We start from the raw sequence: 16,930 nt of genomic DNA on the forward strand, positions 1-16,930 counted from the left end.
AGAAGACGCCATCGCTGGCAAGCCAGCTCCCACAGGGTCCTTGCCGGTCACAATATTCAGGTGCACCAGAGAGACTTGTGGGAGCTGGCTTGCCAGCGATGGAGGCGACTCGGTTTAAGGAGGAAGCGCGATCTAGAAATCGCGCTTGTAGAAGATATCCAGCGAACTGGCGACACCGCTGGCCGCTTCGACATAGACCTTCTTGCTCAGCTTGTAACGCAGCGCAATGGTGTTGGCCGGTTCGAACACGCCAACGCCGTAACGCAAACTGAGTTTCTCGGAGATGTTGCCGCTGGCGACCACGCTGGTGGTGTTGCCGCTGCCCTGGGTGTCGAGCTGGAAGTCCTGAATCCCCAGGTCCTTGGCCAGACTGCTGGTGACCCCGGAACTGCCCATCAAGCCCAGACCCAACGCCGCTTGCGCGAGCATGTTGTTGTCTTCGCCGTTGGTACTCAACGGCCGCCCGAGCACCAGATACGACAACGCCTGTTCCTGGCTCATCGCCGGTTCGGAGAAGATCTGCGTGGTCGGTTGCTCGGCACTGCCGCTCAGGCGAATACCGGCGATCACGTCGTCGGTCTGGCGAATCGCTTCGATGTCCAGATACGGCTGATCGATCGGGCCGGCGAACAGCAGCCGCGCACGGCGCACGTTCAGGCGCTGGCCGTAGGCGCGGTAACGGCCGTCGTTGAGCCACAGCTCGCCACGGGTGTCCATGTTGTCGCCGATGTGCACGTGACCTTGCAGGTTGGCGGTCAGGCCGAATCCGGCAAAACTCAGTTTGTCTTCGCCGACCACCACGTCGATGTCCATCTTCATGGCCAGCGGCGGTTTGCCCTCTTCGGTCTGTGCCCCGACGATGATCGTGTCATCGGAGACTTTTACCGTCGATGGCGGCAGTTCGCGCACAGTGATTTCGCCTCTGGGCACTTGGACCTTGCCAGCAATTTTCAGCTCGTCGCCGGCCATGGAAATCTTCAGGTCCGGCGCCACTTCCAGTTTGGCGTAAGGCTCGACGGTCACCGGCAGTTGCGTGCCCTTGAGCGCGACATCGACCATCAGCGCCTGCCCCCAGGCAACGTTACCGTTCAGGTTGCCCTGCCCGCTTTTGCCGCTTTTCCAGCCGCCATCGAGGCGCACCGATTCGCCGGCAATCACTGCTTGCAGTTGCAGGTCCTTGAGCTCCATCGGCAGCTCGGCACCGGACACTTCACCGTCACTGAGTTTGACCGTGCCGTTGACCAGCGGCGCCAGCAGCCCGCCGGAAATCGTGCCGCTGCCGTTGAGGCGTCCGGTGAGTTTTTCGACCATCGGCACAAACGGCCGCGCCACCGACAGGTCCAGTCCGCTCAGGCGGAAAGAGCCGCTCAACGGTTTGTTTTTCGGCAGCGGATTGAGCTGCGCCTGCACCATCAACTCGCCGAGTTTGCCGCCGACGAAGTTGAGTTCGGTGTCCACCCGCTTGGGTGTGAGTTTGCTGGTGAGCTTCAGGGTCTGGTACGGGAAGTCCAGCCACTGATCCTTTTCTTTCATGCGCAAAGTGCCGCCGCTGGCGTCGATGCTGACCACGCCATTGGGGCCGCTGGCCGGCAGATCCAATTGCAGATCGGCGTTGAGCCTGCCTTGCCAGGCAAAGTCTTTCGGCAACCACTGCGCGAGGCTTTCAATCGGGAACTGCTTGAGGTGGTAACGCAGTTTCGGCTCCGGCAGCAGGCGCTGATCTTCGCCGCACAGGCTGGCATTACCGGACATCCAGCAATGCGCGCCGAAGTTGATCTTGCCGTCGGCGAGGCGTTCGAGTTTGGCCGGGCTCTGCAGTTTCCAGTCCTGGCCGCCGGCCTGAATATCGCCACTGGCCAAACGTCCGCGCCAGTTACCCTTGTCCAGATTGCCATCAAGGCCGAGGGCCAGTTTCAGCTTCGGCCCGAGCAGGTCGAGGTTGAGTTTCTGCTGCTTGATGTCGCCTTGGGCGCTGGCGGTCAATACACCGAGGTTGGTGTCACCGGCTTGAATGCCGCTGCCCTTGAGATCGATCTTCGCCCGTTGCGCACTGTCGAGCGTGGCATCGAGATTGAGGCTTTGCAGACGATTGTCCTGAAACGCCAGTTGCGAACCCTGCAAGCCGAGCTTGCCTTGCGGTGCTTTCAGCGTACCGGCGACATTGACCAGCCCCGTGACCTGCCCGCGCAACTGCGGCCAGAGCTGGGCCAGGCGCGTCAGCTTGATGTCGATCTGCCCGGTGAGTTTCTGTTGCATGCTGCCCTTGCCGCTGATGCTGTTGTCGCCGAGGCGGATTTGCAGGGCGTTGAGGTTCCACTGCTCGCCGGCGCCGTCCGCCTTGGCCTGGAGGATCGCCGGTTGCCCGCGCAATTTGCCTTTGAGGTCGAGGTCGGCGGTGAGGCTCAGGCGTTCGTTCTTCATTTCGCCTTTGCTTTTCAGTGGCCCGGCCAGGGTGCCCGGCAACTCCGCAACCCAGTACGCCGGGTTGAGTGCTGACAGATCCAGCGCGGTGTCCCAGGCGATGCCATCGGCAAACTGCACGTTCACATGGCCTTCAGCCTTGCCCTGCCCGGCTTCCATCTTCAGCTGTGGCAAGGCGATTTGCTTCAGGCTGCCGCTGAACGGACTGCTCAGGCTGAACGCCCCCGCCGGGCCATCGAGGTCGGCGGCGAAGTTACCGAGGTACTGACCGTCGGTGTAGGAGACTTCGCCAGTGAAGGTGCGCAAGGCGACTTGCGGCTCGTCGATTTCGTTATACAGCCGATGCCACGGGAAATCCTGCCAGTTGATGTTGGCCTGAGCCGTGAGGCCCTTGCTCCAGTCAACGCTGCCGGTGAGCTTCAGGCTTTGCTTGTCGTTGGCCGTCAGGTCGAGGCCGGCGATCTGCGCGCCGCTGGCGTCGACTTTGCCTTTGAGCAGCAGCGCCACCGGGCCTTTATCGGCGGGCAGCGTGGCATTGCCGTTTAACTGATAACCGTTTTTCAGGTCACCTTCGCCGGTCAAAACCAGTTGATTGAGTTGCAGGGTGTCCGGCAGATCGGCGCTGGGTTTGAACGCCTCGGAGGTGATGCGCACCTTGGCCGGCAGGTTTTCTGCCAGCGGTTGCAGTTCGCCGCTCAACTGGCCGTCGAGGTAGCCGTGGCTATCGGCGTGCAGGTTGAGGGTTTTCAGCAGATCGCCGTCAACCTTCAGCGCCAGCGTCCAGGGGCCGGTGCCCGGTGACGGCAGGGTCAAGTCGCCAACAATGTTCAGCGGCCAGTTGTCGGTCGGTTGCAGCAGGCCGGAGAGGTTCAGGCTGAGGTCGTCGCGCTGCAATTTCACGCTGTCGATCTGCAGGCCTTTGGCGGTCCAGTGCGCCGCCAATTGCAAGCCCTTGAGCTGTTCGCTGCCGTTGAACAGCAGGCTGCCAACCTGCACGTCGCCCAGCTCGATGGCCACCGGCAATTGCAGATCCGGCAGTTGAATCGGGCCGCTGTCGGTGGTTTCCTCACTCGGCGGGAATTGCAGAATCACCTGATCGGCCTTGAGCTGTTCGATGCACAGGGTCATGCGCGTCAGGCACAGCGGCGACCAGGCGAAAATCGGCTTGCTCAGTTCGACCCGGCTGCTGCCCTGCTGCCACAACAGATGATCGGCGCTCCATTGCCCGCCGAGGCGCCCCTGGAAATTCTCCACGCTCAAACCCGGCACCAGGCTCAGCACCCAGCGGCTGCCGGCCTGCGTCCCGAGTACCGCGCTGATGCTCAATACAACCAACAGCACCAGCGCCAACAGCGCCAGTGTCGCTATTTTCAAACCACGCTTCACAGCTCAGGCCCCATGGAAAAGTGCAGCCGGATGCCGCCGTCGTCGTCCAGCGCGTGGGCCAGGTCGAGGCGGATCGGCCCCACCGGCGAGACCCAGCGCACACCGATACCGACCCCGGTCTTGAGGTTCGGCAGTTCGAGTTTGTTGAAGGAGTTGCCCTGGTCGACGAAAGTCGCGATCCGCCATTTCTCGGCAATCGAATACTGGTACTCGACGCTGCCGGCGACCATGTAGCGTCCACCGATGCGGTCGCCCTTGGCGTTTTCCGGGGACAGACTCTGGTAGTCGTAACCGCGCACGCTCTGATCGCCACCGGCGAAGAAACGCAGCGACGGCGGTACCGAGTTATAACCGTTGGTGGCGCTGCCACCGACCTGCACCCGGCCGAGGAAGCGGTGGTTGTCGAACACTGTGGTCAGGCCTTTGATCAACGCCGTGCCATATAAAAGGTTGTTGTCGGAGCCGAGGCCTTCCTTCGCCACTTTGCTTTCGAAGGTCAGGCGATAGCCGTTATGCGGGTCGATGCGGTTGTCACTTTTCAGGTACGAATAGCTGATGCCAGGCATCAACAAGGTGCTCAGGCCGGAGTCGTCGCCGAGCTGATATTCCTCGCGCTGCCATTTCAGCGAGATCACCCGCTGCCAGCCGCTGGGCAACTTGCTGTGCCATTCCGGGCCGAAGGTCAGCAGCTTGCTCAGGGTGTCGGAGCCGTCGATGTCTTCGTATTGATAACCACCGGCCCAGCGCAATTTATCGGTCAACGGCGGGTCGAGCGGGATGTCGTAGAACAGCCCGACGTTTTGCCGTGGCGCCGACAGTTCAGCCTCCCAACCGTAGCTGTCGCCCTGCGGGTTGACCCAGTGGCGCGTCCAGTTGGCCTTGATCCGAGGGCCGACGTCGGTGGAATAACCGAGGCCCAGGCCCATGGTGCGCGGCTTGCGTGTGTCGAGTTTGACGTCGACCGGGATCACGTCGTTTTTCGCCGCCGTCGGTGCGGCATCGACACGTACGCCTTCGAAATAGCCGCTCGATTGCAGGTCGCGGTTGAGTTCGGCGATCAGCTCGGAGTCATACGGGTCGCCGGCCTTGAACGGCACCATGCGTTGCAGCAGGTCTTCGTCGAACGGCGTGTCGCCCTCGAAACTGACGCTGCCCAGCGCATAACGCGGGCCGCTGTCGTAGATCAATTCAACGTCGGCCACCCCGGCACGCGGGTCGACCAAAAGTTTCTGGCTGGTGAAATGGCCACTGAAAAAGCCGAAGCGCGAGGCCTGGTTCTGAATCAGGCGTTTGGCGTCTTCATAACGCCCATGGTTGAGCACGGCGCCGGACTTGAGCGTGTCACTGCTCGGCACACGAAAGGATTTGAGGGAGGCCGCGGGCCCGTCGACGCGGATAGTCACGTTGCGCAGACGAATCGGCTCGCCGGGATCGATGTTCAGCACCAGGCGCGGTTTATCACCGCCCTTCACATCGCTGTCGATCTGCGGCTGGTAATAACCCAAGGCCTGCGCGGCTTTGCGCGCCTGCTCCTCGGCCCCGCGACTGAAGCGCAGCAAGGCTTGTTCGTCACGATCGCCGAGGCTGCCGATATAGCCTTCTATATTGGCCTTGAGTTCGTCGTTGGACGGTTTGATCCGCACGTCCAATTCACTTTGCGCCAGCGCCGCGCAGCTGGTTAACAGCAGGAGCACGCCACTGGTAAATCTTCCTGGAAACTTCATAGGCGCGGATGCTATCACGGGCTTGGGAGCGTGATAGAACAGGAAATTTCCGAAGAAGTTCGATTGCTATGCTGTTGCAGTTTGTAACACCTGCGGATTGGCGTGGAAAAATACATGTTCGCGCACCGGGCCGACGGCCACTTCGCCAATCTCTTCGTAGCCCTGGCGTTTATAGAATTCCAGGTAACGCGGGTTGCCGGTGTCGAGTACGACGCCTTGCGAGGTTTCGTCCACCGCACACCAGTTGTGCACCGCCGTCAGCAACTGCTCACCGAAATGTTTACCTTGAAACTGCGGGTGGATTCCCAGCAGCGGCAACATGTGCACCGAGTCGCTGGGCACGCACGCCGCCACCGCATCGTGATAGGCCAGATAACGCCGGGTGCACCGGAAACCGGTGCTGAGCACCATGCGCAGGCGCCACGCCCAGCTCTCGGTGATCCCCAGACGCCGTTGCGGCGGTGCGATCAGGGCAATCCCGATCAGGCGGTCGTTGACCAGCAGACCGATGGCCGGCAGGTCCTGCAGGAAATGCTGCTTGACCAGCTCACGCACCGTGGCCCGTACGCGCTGCTCGTAGCCCGGCCGCTCGGCCTCGAACAAGTAACCGAAGGTCGGCTCGTGGCGGTACGCCTGATACAGCAACGATCGGGCTTCGCGCGAGTAACCGCGGTCGAGCATGTGGATGTCGGCGATGGCAGTCTGGGTTTCAGGCATGACGGTGATTCTCCCCCGGGGCGCAGCGCAAATGACTGCGCTCTTGTTGGTACGAACCTCTTGCAGGTGGCGCAGTTCCCCACAGGTATAGACCAACTCCGGATCTTCATCGACCGGGCGGGCCTCATCGCTGGCAAGCCAGCTCCCACAGTGCCTGCGTCGCACACAAAATATGTGAACACCATTGAACCTGTGGGAGCTGGCTTGCCAGCGATGAGGCCTATACCGGCAACACTCATCTGACAGAACACAGGGAATCTGCTTACCCCACACTGGCCCCCATCCCACATGTCAGCTAGCATCGCCCTTTTGCCAGGACTGCCGACCATGAAGATTGTTTCCTTCAACATCAACGGACTGCGCGCCCGTCCGCATCAGCTGGCAGCGCTGATCGAAAAGCATCAGCCGGACGTGATCGGCCTGCAGGAAACCAAGGTCCACGACGACCAATTCCCGTTGGAAGAAGTGCGTGCGCTGGGTTATCACGTTTATTTCCACGGTCAGAAAGGCCATTACGGCGTTGCCCTGCTTTCGCGCAGTGAGCCGATCGCGATTCACAAAGGCTTCGCCAGCGATGAAGAAGACGCCCAGCGCCGCTTTATCTGGGGCACCTTCGCCGACGCCAATGGCGTACCGGTGACCATCATGAACGGCTACTTCCCGCAGGGCGAAAGCCGCGACCACCCAACCAAATTCCCGGCCAAACAGCGCTTCTACAGCGACCTGCAAACCCTGCTGGAAAGCCAGTTCCACAACGAACAGCCGCTGGTGGTGATGGGCGACGTGAACATTTCCCCGGAAGACAGCGACATCGGCATCGGCCCGGACAACATGAAGCGCTGGCTGAAAACCGGCAAATGCAGCTTCCTGCCGGAAGAACGTGAATGGATGGCCCGCCTGAAAAACTGGGGCCTGACCGACAGCTTCCGCCACCTCAACCCGGACGTGACCGACCGGTTCAGCTGGTTCGACTACCGCAGCCGTGGGTTTGAAGATGAACCGAAACGTGGCCTGCGCATCGACGTGATCCTCGCCTCCCATGGCTTGCTGCCACGGGTCAAGGATGCGGGCGTGGACTACGAACTGCGCGGCATGGAAAAACCGTCGGATCATGCGCCAATCTGGCTTGAGTTGAGCTGATATTGGTCAAGATCAAAAGATCGCAGCCTGCGGCAGCTCCTACATTGGAACGCGTTTTCCTGTAGGAGCTGCCGCAGGCTGCGATCTTTTGATCTGTCATGTTTTGGTCATGCACCTGACTTAATCTCCCCGGCAATCCCCTTGGCCTGATTCGGTGCCGGCATGACCCTGCGTGTTCTGTTCGCTTTTCTGTCGAGTGCATGGCTGACGGTCAGTGCCGCCACCCTGCCCGTCCCCGAAAACGGCCCGGCATTGCGCATTCAGGGTTCCAACACCATCGGCGCCGATCTCGGCCCGGCGCTGGTCGAAGGTTTTCTGCAAGAGCAGGGTCTGCTGAAGATTCACCGCGAAAACCCCGACAACGCCAACGAACAACACATCGTGGCTCAGACTGCGCAAGGCCAACGGGTGGTGATTGAAGTCGCCGCCCATGGTTCCAGCACCGGGTTCACCGCACTGAAAACCGCCAGCGCCGACCTCGCCGCCTCCTCACGCCCAATCAAGGACAGCGAACTGCTCAACCTGGAAGCGCTCGGCGACCTGAAAAGCGCTGAGGCCGAGCAAGTGATCGCCATCGACGGCTTGGCGATCATCCTTCACCCCGGCAACCCCCTGCAGCAACTGGACACCGAGCAACTGGCGCGGATCTTCAGCGGTGAGGTGAAAACCTGGGAAGATGTCGGCGGGCACGGCGGATCGATTCATTTATATGCGCGGGATGATCAGTCCGGTACCTACGACACGTTCAAGGAACTGGTGCTGGTTCGTCGTGGGAAACACCTGAGTTCCACTGCGAAACGCTTCGAATCCAGCGAGCAATTGTCCGATGCGGTGAGCAACGATCCGCAAGGCATCGGTTTCATCGGCCTGCCGTATGTGCGCCAGGCTAAAGCCGTGGCCATCGCTGACGGCGCATCGCAGTCGATGTCGCCGCTCAACAGCCTGATTGCCACCGAGGACTATCCGCTGTCGCGGCGCCTGTTCTTTTATTTGCCGCCCAGCAACCAGAATCCGTGGGCATCGGCGCTGGTGGCGTTTGCGCAAAGCCCACAGGGCCAGAAGATTGTCGCGGCCAACGGTTTCATCAGCCAGACCGTGCACGCGATGACCGTCACCCCGAATGCGCTGATGCCCGAGGGTTATCAATCCCTCAGCCGACATGCCCTGCGTCTGACGGTGAACTTCCGTTTTGAGGAAGGTAGCGCGAATCTGGACAACAAGGCGCGGCAGGACCTGGCGCGGGTGCTCGACTATATAAAGCGTCACGCCAAGACCGAGCGCGCGGTGACACTGGTAGGGTTTGGCGACGAGAAAGATGACCCGGCACGCGCCGACCTGCTGTCGAAACTGCGGGCAATGGCGGTGCGTCGCGAACTGGTGAGAAACGGCGTGGTGATGCGCGAGGTGCGCGGGTTTGGCGCGTTGATGCCGGTGGCGGCGAACAGTGCGGATGAAGGCAGGATCAAGAATCGGCGGGTTGAGGTTTGGGTGTACTGAATCTGATGTTGATGTGTTGAACCTGCTTACGTCATCGCTGGCAAGCCAGCTCCCACAGAGATTTCCAGTGAACACAAAGTTTGTGAACACCAAACAAACCTGTGGGAGCTGGCTTGCCAGCGATGAACGATGACGCGGTACTGGATCAGCGCTCGCTGCGCAGCATTTCCTTCGGCACATACTTGCCGATCTCGAACTTGCCAATCGCCGCGCGGTGCACTTCGTCCGGGCCGTCGGCCAGGCGCAGGGTGCGTTGCATGGCGTACATGTAGGCCAGCGGGAAATCGTTGGAGACCCCGGCCCCGCCGTGAATCTGGATCGCCCGGTCGATCACCCGCAGCGCGACATTCGGAGCGACAACCTTGATCTGCGCGATCTCGCTCTTTGCCACTTTGTTGCCCACGGTGTCCATCATGTACGCCGCTTTCAGGGTCAGCAGGCGCGCCATGTCGATTTCCATCCGCGAGTCGGCGATCTTGTCGACGTTGCCGCCCAGACGCGCCAATGGTTTGCCGAACGCGGTGCGGCTCACCGAACGTTTGCACATCAATTCCAGTGCGCGCTCGGCCATGCCGATCGAACGCATGCAGTGGTGAATGCGGCCCGGGCCAAGGCGACCCTGAGCGATTTCGAAGCCTCTTCCCTCACCGAGCAGCACGTTTTCGTACGGCACGCGCACGTTGTCGAACAACACTTCGGCGTGGCCGTGCGGTGCATCGTCGTAACCGAACACCGGCAGCGGACGGACGATTTTTACCCCGGGGGTGTCGACCGGTACGAGGATCATCGAGTGCTGGGCATGGCGCGGTGCGTCGGGGTTGCTCAGGCCCATGAAGATCAGGATCTTGCAACGCGGATCGCAAGCGCCGGAGGTCCACCACTTCTTGCCGTTGATCACCCACTCGTCGCCATCACGCACGGCACGGGCGGCCATGTTGGTGGCGTCAGACGAGGCCACGTCCGGTTCGGTCATGGCGAACGCCGAGCGGATCTCGCCGCGCAGCAGCGGTTCGAGCCAGCGCTGTTTCTGTTCTTCGTTGGCGTAGCGCACCAGCACTTCCATGTTGCCGGTGTCCGGCGCCGAGCAGTTGAACGGCTCCGGCCCGAGCAGCGAACGGCCCATGATCTCAGCCAGCGGTGCATATTCCAGGTTGGTCAGCCCGGCGCCGAGTTCCGACTCCGGCAGGAACAGGTTCCACAGACCTTCAGCCTTGGCCTTGGCTTTGAGTTCTTCCATGATCGCGGTCGGCTGCCAGCGATCGCCCTCGGCAACCTGGCGTTCGAACACGGCTTCGGCCGGGTAAACGTAAGTGTCCATGAACGCGGTCACGCGCTCACGCAGTTCTTGCACCTTGGGCGAATAAGCGAAATCCATGAGCAATTACCTTCTATGGGCAGAGGTTGTTCAGATCATGCAATCGATGCTAGAACAGCGCTGATAATTTACCTAGCCTATTCTCGGCGTGTATAAACATTCATCACCGATATATGATCCGCTGATCGTCAGCCCCTAGAACAAGAGAAGCCGCGTAATGAATCTGAGTAAGGTCGACCTCAACCTTTTCATCGTCTTCGACGCGATCTACACCGAAGCCAACCTGACCCGCGCCGGGCAGATTGTCGGGATTACCCAGCCGGCGGTGTCCAACGCGCTGGCGCGGTTGCGCGAGACCTTCAACGATCCGCTGTTCGTGCGCACCGCTCAGGGCATGGTGCCGACGCCGATGGCGCAGAACATCATCGGCCCGGTGCGCAACGCGCTGTCGCTACTGCGGGTGTCGGTCCAAGAGAGCCGGATTTTCAACCCGGCGCAGGCGGTGAAGACTTACCGCATCAGCATGACCGACCTGACGGAGGCGGTGATTCTGCCGCCACTGTTCCAGCGCTTGCGGCGTCTGGCGCCGACGGTGATCATCGAGAGTTTCCTGTCCAAACGCCGTGAAACCACCAAGGAACTGGCGGCCGGGCGTCTGGATTTCGCCGTGGATGCGCCGCTCAACACCGATCCGCAAGTGCGTCACGTCAAGCTGATGGAAGACCGTTACGTCTGTGCAATGCGCAAGGGTCATCCGCTGGCGGGCAAGGAAAAACTCAGCCTCGACGATTACCTGTCGCTGACACATATCCACATCTCCAGCCGCCGCAGCGGTCTGGGCTATGTCGATCTGTCCCTGGGGAAAATGGGCATTCAGCGCAAGATCGCCCTGCGCTCGCAGCATTACTTGATGGCGTCGCAGGTCATGCAGCAGACCGATATGGTCATGACCGTGCCCGAGCGTTTTGCCCGGCGCAACGACTTGCAGGCGTTCAACCTTCCAGTCAACGACGTGCCGCCGGTGGAGACTCACCTTTACTGGCATGAAAGCACCGACCAGGACCCAGCCAACCGTTGGATGCGCGAGCAGATCATCGAGTTGTGCCAGCAGGTGGCGGCGCAGGAGAAGAAGCTCGATAAGGTGTAAGGCTGGCTACCGCGTCTTCGTTCTTCGCGAGCAAGCTAGCTCCCACAGGAGGTCACCGAAACCTTGTGGGAGCGAGTTTGAACTGGCCTAATGATTTTGGACACCTCAATCGGGCGCTATGATGGCGCCCAAATCTGAGGTGTTTGGATATGCGTAAATCTTATTCAAGTGAGTTCAAACTCAAGGCTGCCAGCATGGTGCTGGACGAGGGGCAGTCGGTTCCCGAGGTCTGTGCCAGTTTGGACATGGGCCCTACGGCCTTGCGCCGCTGGGTCGATCAGGTTCGTAAGGAGCGCTTGGGCTCGACTCCGGTGGGAGCCAAGGCGATTACTGCAGATCAGAGAGAGATTCAGGAACTTAAAGCCTTACTCAGGCAAAGAGACCGGGATATCGAAATCCTAAAAAAAGCCAGTGCTCTCCTGCTTTTGGACGCCAAAGATCACTCTCGTTGATCTGTGAGCTGGGCGAGCAGTATGGCGTTAACGATTGCTGTCGTGTGTTCGGAATAAACCGCAGTAGCTTTTACGCATGGCGTCAGCGCCAAGGCAAAGTGAGCCCTAGGCGAGAGAAGCTCAAGGCCATGCTGGTCAAGCATCACAAGGCGTCGAGAGAGTCCGCGGGCGCTCGTACCTTGGCTAAACAGCTGCAAGCAGGCGGGCATGATGTCGGGCGGTTCATGGCTCGCAGCTTGATGCGAGAAGCAGGCATTGTCAGCCGTCAACGCCGGCGCCATAAGTACAAGTCACCTGGCGTGGAAGCGTTGGTGGCACCGCATGTGCTCAAACGCAAGTTTGATGTTACGGCGGTCAATCAGGTGTGGTGTGGGGACGTGACGTACATCAAAGTCGGCAAGCGCTGGCTGTATTTCGCGGCGGTTCTGGACTTGTTCGCTCGCCGGATTGTGGGCTGGTCATTTTCGATGATCTCCGATGCCACGCTGACCTGCGAAGCCCTGCGGATGGCGATTGAACTACGCGGTCGCCCAAAAGACGTACTGTTTCACTCCGACCAAGGTTGCCAGTACACCAGCCATAAATTCAGAAATGAACTGCTGGAACATGGACTCCGGCAGAGCATGAGCCGTAAAGGCGAATGCTGGGACAACGCTGCGATGGAGCGTTTCTTTGGAAGTTTGAAATCAGAGTGGGTGCCAGAAGCAGGCTACGAATCGGAGCATGAGGCCCGAGCGGATGTGCAGCGCTATGTATCGCGCTACAACATCACCAGGCCACATAGCTACAACGACTATCGGTCACCAGTCGCCAGGGAGAAGTTGGCGGCGTGAAACCTTAATCAGTGTCCAAGATTACTTGACCAGTTCAGCTTGCTCGCGAAGAGGCCGGCACTGACAGCAACGATCCTTCCTGCTTGACGTAAACGTCAACTCGCCATTAGCTTAGCGCCAAGACCTTTTTTCGAGCGCTTTCATGAGCAGCCAGACCTACAGCATTTCCGACCTCGCCCGCGAGCTGGACATCACCACCCGGGCGATCCGCTTTTATGAAGAGCAAGGCCTGCTCAGCCCTGAGCGCCGTGGCCAGGAACGCATCTATTCACCCCGCGACAAGGTCAGCCTGAAGCTGATCCTGCGCGGCAAGCGCATTGGTTTCTCGCTCGCCGAATGCCGCGAGTTGATCGAACTTTACGACCCGTCCAGCGGTAACACCAAACAGCTCAACAGCATGCTGGCGAAAATCAGCGAACGCCGCGAACAGCTCGAGCAGCAGCTGCTCGACATCGAACAGATGAAGCTGGAGCTCGACACTGCGGAAGAACGCTGCGTGCAGGCGTTGGAACAGACGCTCAAGGGTCAGCAGGCTATTTAACGGAAAAACCTATCCCCTGTGGGAGCGAGCTCGCTCGCGAATACGGTCCGACTCAAATCTTTCGTCGACTGATCCACCGCTTTCGCGAGCAAGCTCGCTCCCACAAGGGGGCATCCGCAGTCTTTAGATAACTACAGGTCAATCCCATGTCCCTCCCCTCCCAAGTACGCCTGATCGAAGTCGGCCCGCGCGATGGTCTGCAGAACGAAGCCCAACCGATCAGCGTGGCTGACAAGGTGCAACTGGTCGACGCGTTGAGCGCTGCCGGTCTTGGCTACATCGAAGTCGGCAGTTTCGTTTCGCCCAAGTGGGTGCCGCAAATGGCCGGATCCGCCGAGGTGTTCGCGCAGATCCAGCGCAAACCCGGCGTGACCTACGGCGCACTGGCGCCGAACCTGCGCGGCTTTGAAGACGCATTGGCTGCCGGTGTGAAAGAAGTCGCGGTGTTCGCCGCTGCGTCCGAAGCGTTCTCGCAGCGCAACATCAATTGCTCGATCAGCGAAAGCCTGGCGCGCTTCGCACCGATCATGGAAGCCGCGAAACAGCACGGCGTTACCGTGCGCGGTTACGTGTCCTGCGTGCTGGGTTGCCCTTATGAAGGCGAGGTCGCGCCGGAACAAGTGGCGATGGTTGCGCGCGAACTGTACGCGATGGGCTGCTACGAAGTGTCCCTCGGCGACACCATTGGCACCGGTACTGCCGGCGCCACGCGGCGGCTGTTCGAAGTGGTGTCGGCGCAAGTCCCACGGGACAAACTCGCCGGGCACTTCCACGACACCTACGGCCAGGCGATGGCCAACATCTATGCCAGTCTGCTGGAAGGCATTGCGGTGTTCGACAGCTCAATCGCCGGCCTCGGCGGCTGCCCGTACGCCAAAGGCGCGAGCGGTAACGTCGCCACCGAAGACGTGGTGTACCTGCTCAACGGCCTGGGTATCAAGACCGGTATCGACCTCGACGCCTTGATCGCCGCGGGTCAGCAGATCAGTACGGTGCTCGGTCGCCCGAGCGGTTCGCGTGTGGCCAAGGCCCGTAGCGCACAGTGAGGGCGAAGGTGTTACCGCGGTGTCCGAAACGTGGGCACAGTCGAGTAACACGGAAACAAATTGTCTGGTTTACCCTGAAGGAAAAATCCTTCAAAAATCTCAAGCCATTGATTTACAAGCGTTTTAAAAAGTTGGCACGGCTTCTGCTATCTCTATGGCATAACAAGAATAAAAAGCAGCAAACCAATAAAAATAAGACGTACCGACTCTGACATAACAAAAACAACACGGCAGAGACGCAGCTAACAGATTTTTTTGGAGAAGGTGTGCTTTTCAGGGTGCTCTCAGGAGTGACCCGCAACCGGGCAGAGAACAATAAAACTACCTTCAGGTAGCTCCCGAATCGGTTGGATCGCTAGACGAGAAAGCAGATCAGCGCTCAAAAAAATACGTTTGCTCTTGACCCCGGATGGGGGTCGCCAAAAACAGCGGTAAAGGGCCACGGTTGCCAAAAACAACAACAGACCGCCCCTCAATAATAAAAAAGAGCACGCGACGACAAAATTAAAGGGGAGCTTCGGCTCCCCTTTGTGCTTTCCGCAATTCCCGAATTCCCTAACATCCCTGTGGGAGCTGGCTTGCCAGCGATAGCGTCAGGTCAGCCAGCATCAATGTTGAATGATCTACCGCAATCGCTGGCAAGCCAGCTCCCACAGGGGTGGTAGCTACCGTTCGATTGTTTTTAACTCCTCGATACTGATCTCGCGCATCCGGAATTTCTGAATCTTGCCCGTCACCGTCATTGGAAACTCCTCGACGAACTTGAAATGACGCGGCGTCTTGAAGTGGGCGATGCGTTCCTTGCACCAGGTTTGCAGTTCCAGTTCGGAGGCAGTGTGGCCGGGGTGGAATTTGATCCAGGCGACGATCTCCTCACCGTAACGCGAGCACGGAATGCCGATCACCTGTACGTCCGCCACCGCCGGGTGAGTGAAGAAAAACTCTTCCAGCTCACGCGGGTAAATGTTCTCGCCCCCGCGAATAATCATGTCCTTGTTACGCCCCACGATATTCACGTAACCCTCATCGTTCATGCTCGCCAGGTCGCCGGTGTGCATCCAGCCCGCCTCATCGATGGCTTCGGCGGTGGCTTGCGGGTTGCTCCAGTAACCGAGCATCACGCTGTAACCACGGGTGCAGAGTTCGCCGATGGTGCCGCGCGGAACCAGGTTACCGGCCTCGTCGATGATTTTGCTTTCGAGTTGCGGCTGGGTGCGGCCGACGGTGGTCACGCGCAGTTCAAGTTCATCGTTGGGTCCGGTCTGCAGCGACACCGGACTGGTCTCGGTCATGCCGTAGGCAATCTGCACTTCGCTCATGTGCATCTCGCTGATGACCCGGCGCATTACCTCGATCGGACAGGTGGCACCGGCCATGATCCCGGTGCGCAGGCTCGACAGATCGAACTCGGCCCGCTGCGGCTGATCGAGCATGGCGATGAACATGGTTGGCACGCCATAGAGGCCGGTGGCTTGTTCTTCGGCGACGGTTAGCAGAGTCAGTAACGGGTCGAACGCGTCGTTGGGATAAATCATGGTGCTGGCGTGGGTGATGCAGCCGAGGTTGCCCATGACCATGCCGAAGCAGTGATACAGCGGCACGGGGATCACCAGGCGGTCGCTCGGGGTCAGGCCGATGCTTTCGCCGACCATGTAACCGTTGTTGAGGATGTTGTAGTGACTGAGGGTCGCGCCCTTGGGGAAACCGGTGGTGCCGGAGGTGTACTGGATGTTGACGGGTTGGTCGAAGTGCAGGCTGTCGCTGCGTTCACGCAATTGTTCGGCAGAGACACTGGCGGCCAGATCGGCCAGTTGCGACCACGGGAGAAAACCCGAAGGCGGCTGTGCGTCGAGGCTGATCACCCCGCGCAATTCCGGCAGGCGCTCGCTGCGCAGTTCGCCGATGGATTGTTCGGCCAGTTCCGGCAGCAAGCCTTGCAACATGCCGTGATAGTTGGAGCTCTTGAACGCTCCCGCACAGACCAGCCAATGACAACCGGATTGCTTGAGTACGTATTCGAGTTCGGAGCTGCGGTAGGCCGGGTTGATGTTGACCAGGATTACGCCGAGCTTCGCGGTGGCGAACTGTGTGATGCACCACTGCGCGCAGTTCGGCGCCCAGATGCCGAGCCGGTCACCGGCCTGCAAACCCAACGCCAGCAGCGCTCTGGCATGCACGTTCACCGCGTCGGCCAGTTGCTGCCAGGTGTAACGCAGCTGCTGGTGGCGCACCACCAGCGCCTCGCCGTCCGGGTACTGCGCGACGGTCTCGTCGAACTTCTGCCCGATGGTCATCGCCAGCAAGGCTTTGCTCTGGGAACCACGGGTGTAGCTGCGCTGCGGGTTTGCACTGGGTTGATCCATGATGACCCCTATTGTCTTTATTAGTGGGTTTACCGGAGCTCACTTTTTTGCGGGTGGCCTTGTGGTGAGGGGATTCATCCCCGATGGTGTGCGAAGCGCACCTCAGTTTTTCCTGCTGAACCGCATTCACAGGTTTTGGGTCGGCTTCGCCAACCATCGGGGATGAATCCCCTCGCCACACAAGCCCGCCCCCACCAAAAGCACTCCGCTTCAATCCTGAACTGGTCCTACTCTCGCCTATGTTGACGTTAACGTAAAGGGTGATTGACAGCCAACCAGCGCAGGCTTACGTTAACGTAAAGGTGAGAGCCGTTCGACTGCCCTCCCCACCCTACAAAAAAGCCAAAA

General features: G+C 59.9%; 12 protein-coding genes. 7 read left to right on the forward strand and 5 right to left on the reverse strand.

The genetic code is table 11. The features are described 5' to 3' along the window. Positions 1-132: 132 nt before the first annotated feature. The 3 genes from KVQ82_RS19130 to KVQ82_RS19140 all read right to left on the reverse strand — a co-directional run bounded on the left by KVQ82_RS19130 (position 133) and on the right by KVQ82_RS19140 (position 6,248). Complete coding sequence (locus KVQ82_RS19130) at positions 133-3,807, reverse strand: translocation/assembly module TamB domain-containing protein (RefSeq protein ID WP_222015214.1); 3,675 nt, start codon at positions 3,805-3,807, stop codon at positions 133-135. After that, the gene (locus tag KVQ82_RS19135; RefSeq protein ID WP_222015215.1) at positions 3,804-5,531 is read right to left on the reverse strand and encodes an autotransporter assembly complex family protein; all 1,728 of its coding nucleotides are present in this window, start codon (positions 5,529-5,531) and stop codon (positions 3,804-3,806) included. The genes KVQ82_RS19130 and KVQ82_RS19135 overlap by 4 nt, the downstream gene beginning before the upstream one ends. 66 nt (positions 5,532-5,597) lie before the next feature. Beyond that, the gene (locus tag KVQ82_RS19140; protein ID WP_086794616.1) at positions 5,598-6,248 is read right to left on the reverse strand and encodes an N-acetyltransferase; all 651 of its coding nucleotides are present in this window, start codon (positions 6,246-6,248) and stop codon (positions 5,598-5,600) included. A gap of 327 nt (positions 6,249-6,575) precedes the next feature. Between KVQ82_RS19140 and xthA the strand changes: the two genes are divergently transcribed. Continuing rightward, positions 6,576-7,388, forward strand: a complete 813-nt coding sequence (gene xthA / locus KVQ82_RS19145; RefSeq protein WP_145596614.1) for an exodeoxyribonuclease III — start codon at positions 6,576-6,578, stop codon at positions 7,386-7,388. Between the two features lie 162 nt (positions 7,389-7,550). After that, positions 7,551-8,885, forward strand: coding sequence for a substrate-binding domain-containing protein (locus KVQ82_RS19150; RefSeq protein ID WP_222015216.1), 1,335 nt, complete (start codon positions 7,551-7,553; stop codon positions 8,883-8,885). A gap of 145 nt (positions 8,886-9,030) precedes the next feature. On the opposite strand, the gene KVQ82_RS19155 is transcribed toward KVQ82_RS19150, so the two are convergent. After that, the gene (locus KVQ82_RS19155; RefSeq protein WP_041075051.1) at positions 9,031-10,260 is read right to left on the reverse strand and encodes an acyl-CoA dehydrogenase; all 1,230 of its coding nucleotides are present in this window, start codon (positions 10,258-10,260) and stop codon (positions 9,031-9,033) included. A 157-nt stretch (positions 10,261-10,417) separates the two neighbouring features. Here KVQ82_RS19155 and KVQ82_RS19160 point away from each other — a divergent pair, with 157 nt between their 5' ends. The 5 genes from KVQ82_RS19160 (at position 10,418) to KVQ82_RS19175 (ending at position 14,219) form a co-directional block, all read left to right on the forward strand. Next, positions 10,418-11,347, forward strand: a complete 930-nt coding sequence (locus tag KVQ82_RS19160; RefSeq protein ID WP_222015217.1) for a LysR family transcriptional regulator — start codon at positions 10,418-10,420, stop codon at positions 11,345-11,347. A gap of 149 nt (positions 11,348-11,496) precedes the next feature. Further along, a complete protein-coding gene (locus KVQ82_RS31645; protein WP_232967021.1) occupies positions 11,497-11,799 on the forward strand; it encodes a transposase in 303 nt (100 codons plus the stop codon). Next, complete coding sequence (locus tag KVQ82_RS19165; protein ID WP_260687688.1) at positions 11,796-12,632, forward strand: IS3 family transposase; 837 nt, start codon at positions 11,796-11,798, stop codon at positions 12,630-12,632. Before KVQ82_RS31645 ends, KVQ82_RS19165 begins: the two co-directional genes overlap by 4 nt. A 142-nt stretch (positions 12,633-12,774) precedes the next feature. Further along, positions 12,775-13,173, forward strand: coding sequence for a MerR family DNA-binding transcriptional regulator (locus tag KVQ82_RS19170; protein ID WP_041075047.1), 399 nt, complete (start codon positions 12,775-12,777; stop codon positions 13,171-13,173). A 146-nt stretch (positions 13,174-13,319) separates the two neighbouring features. Further along, a complete protein-coding gene (locus KVQ82_RS19175; protein WP_222015220.1) occupies positions 13,320-14,219 on the forward strand; it encodes a hydroxymethylglutaryl-CoA lyase in 900 nt (299 codons plus the stop codon). Positions 14,220-14,884: 665 nt separating this feature from the next. Here KVQ82_RS19175 and KVQ82_RS19180 read toward each other — a convergent pair. Next, positions 14,885-16,582, reverse strand: coding sequence for an AMP-binding protein (locus KVQ82_RS19180; RefSeq protein WP_222015222.1), 1,698 nt, complete (start codon positions 16,580-16,582; stop codon positions 14,885-14,887). Positions 16,583-16,930: the final 348 nt, after the last annotated feature.

This window comes from Pseudomonas sp. AO-1 (assembly GCF_019775695.1).
Taxonomy (GTDB): Bacteria; Pseudomonadota; Gammaproteobacteria; order Pseudomonadales; family Pseudomonadaceae; genus Aquipseudomonas; species Aquipseudomonas parakoreensis.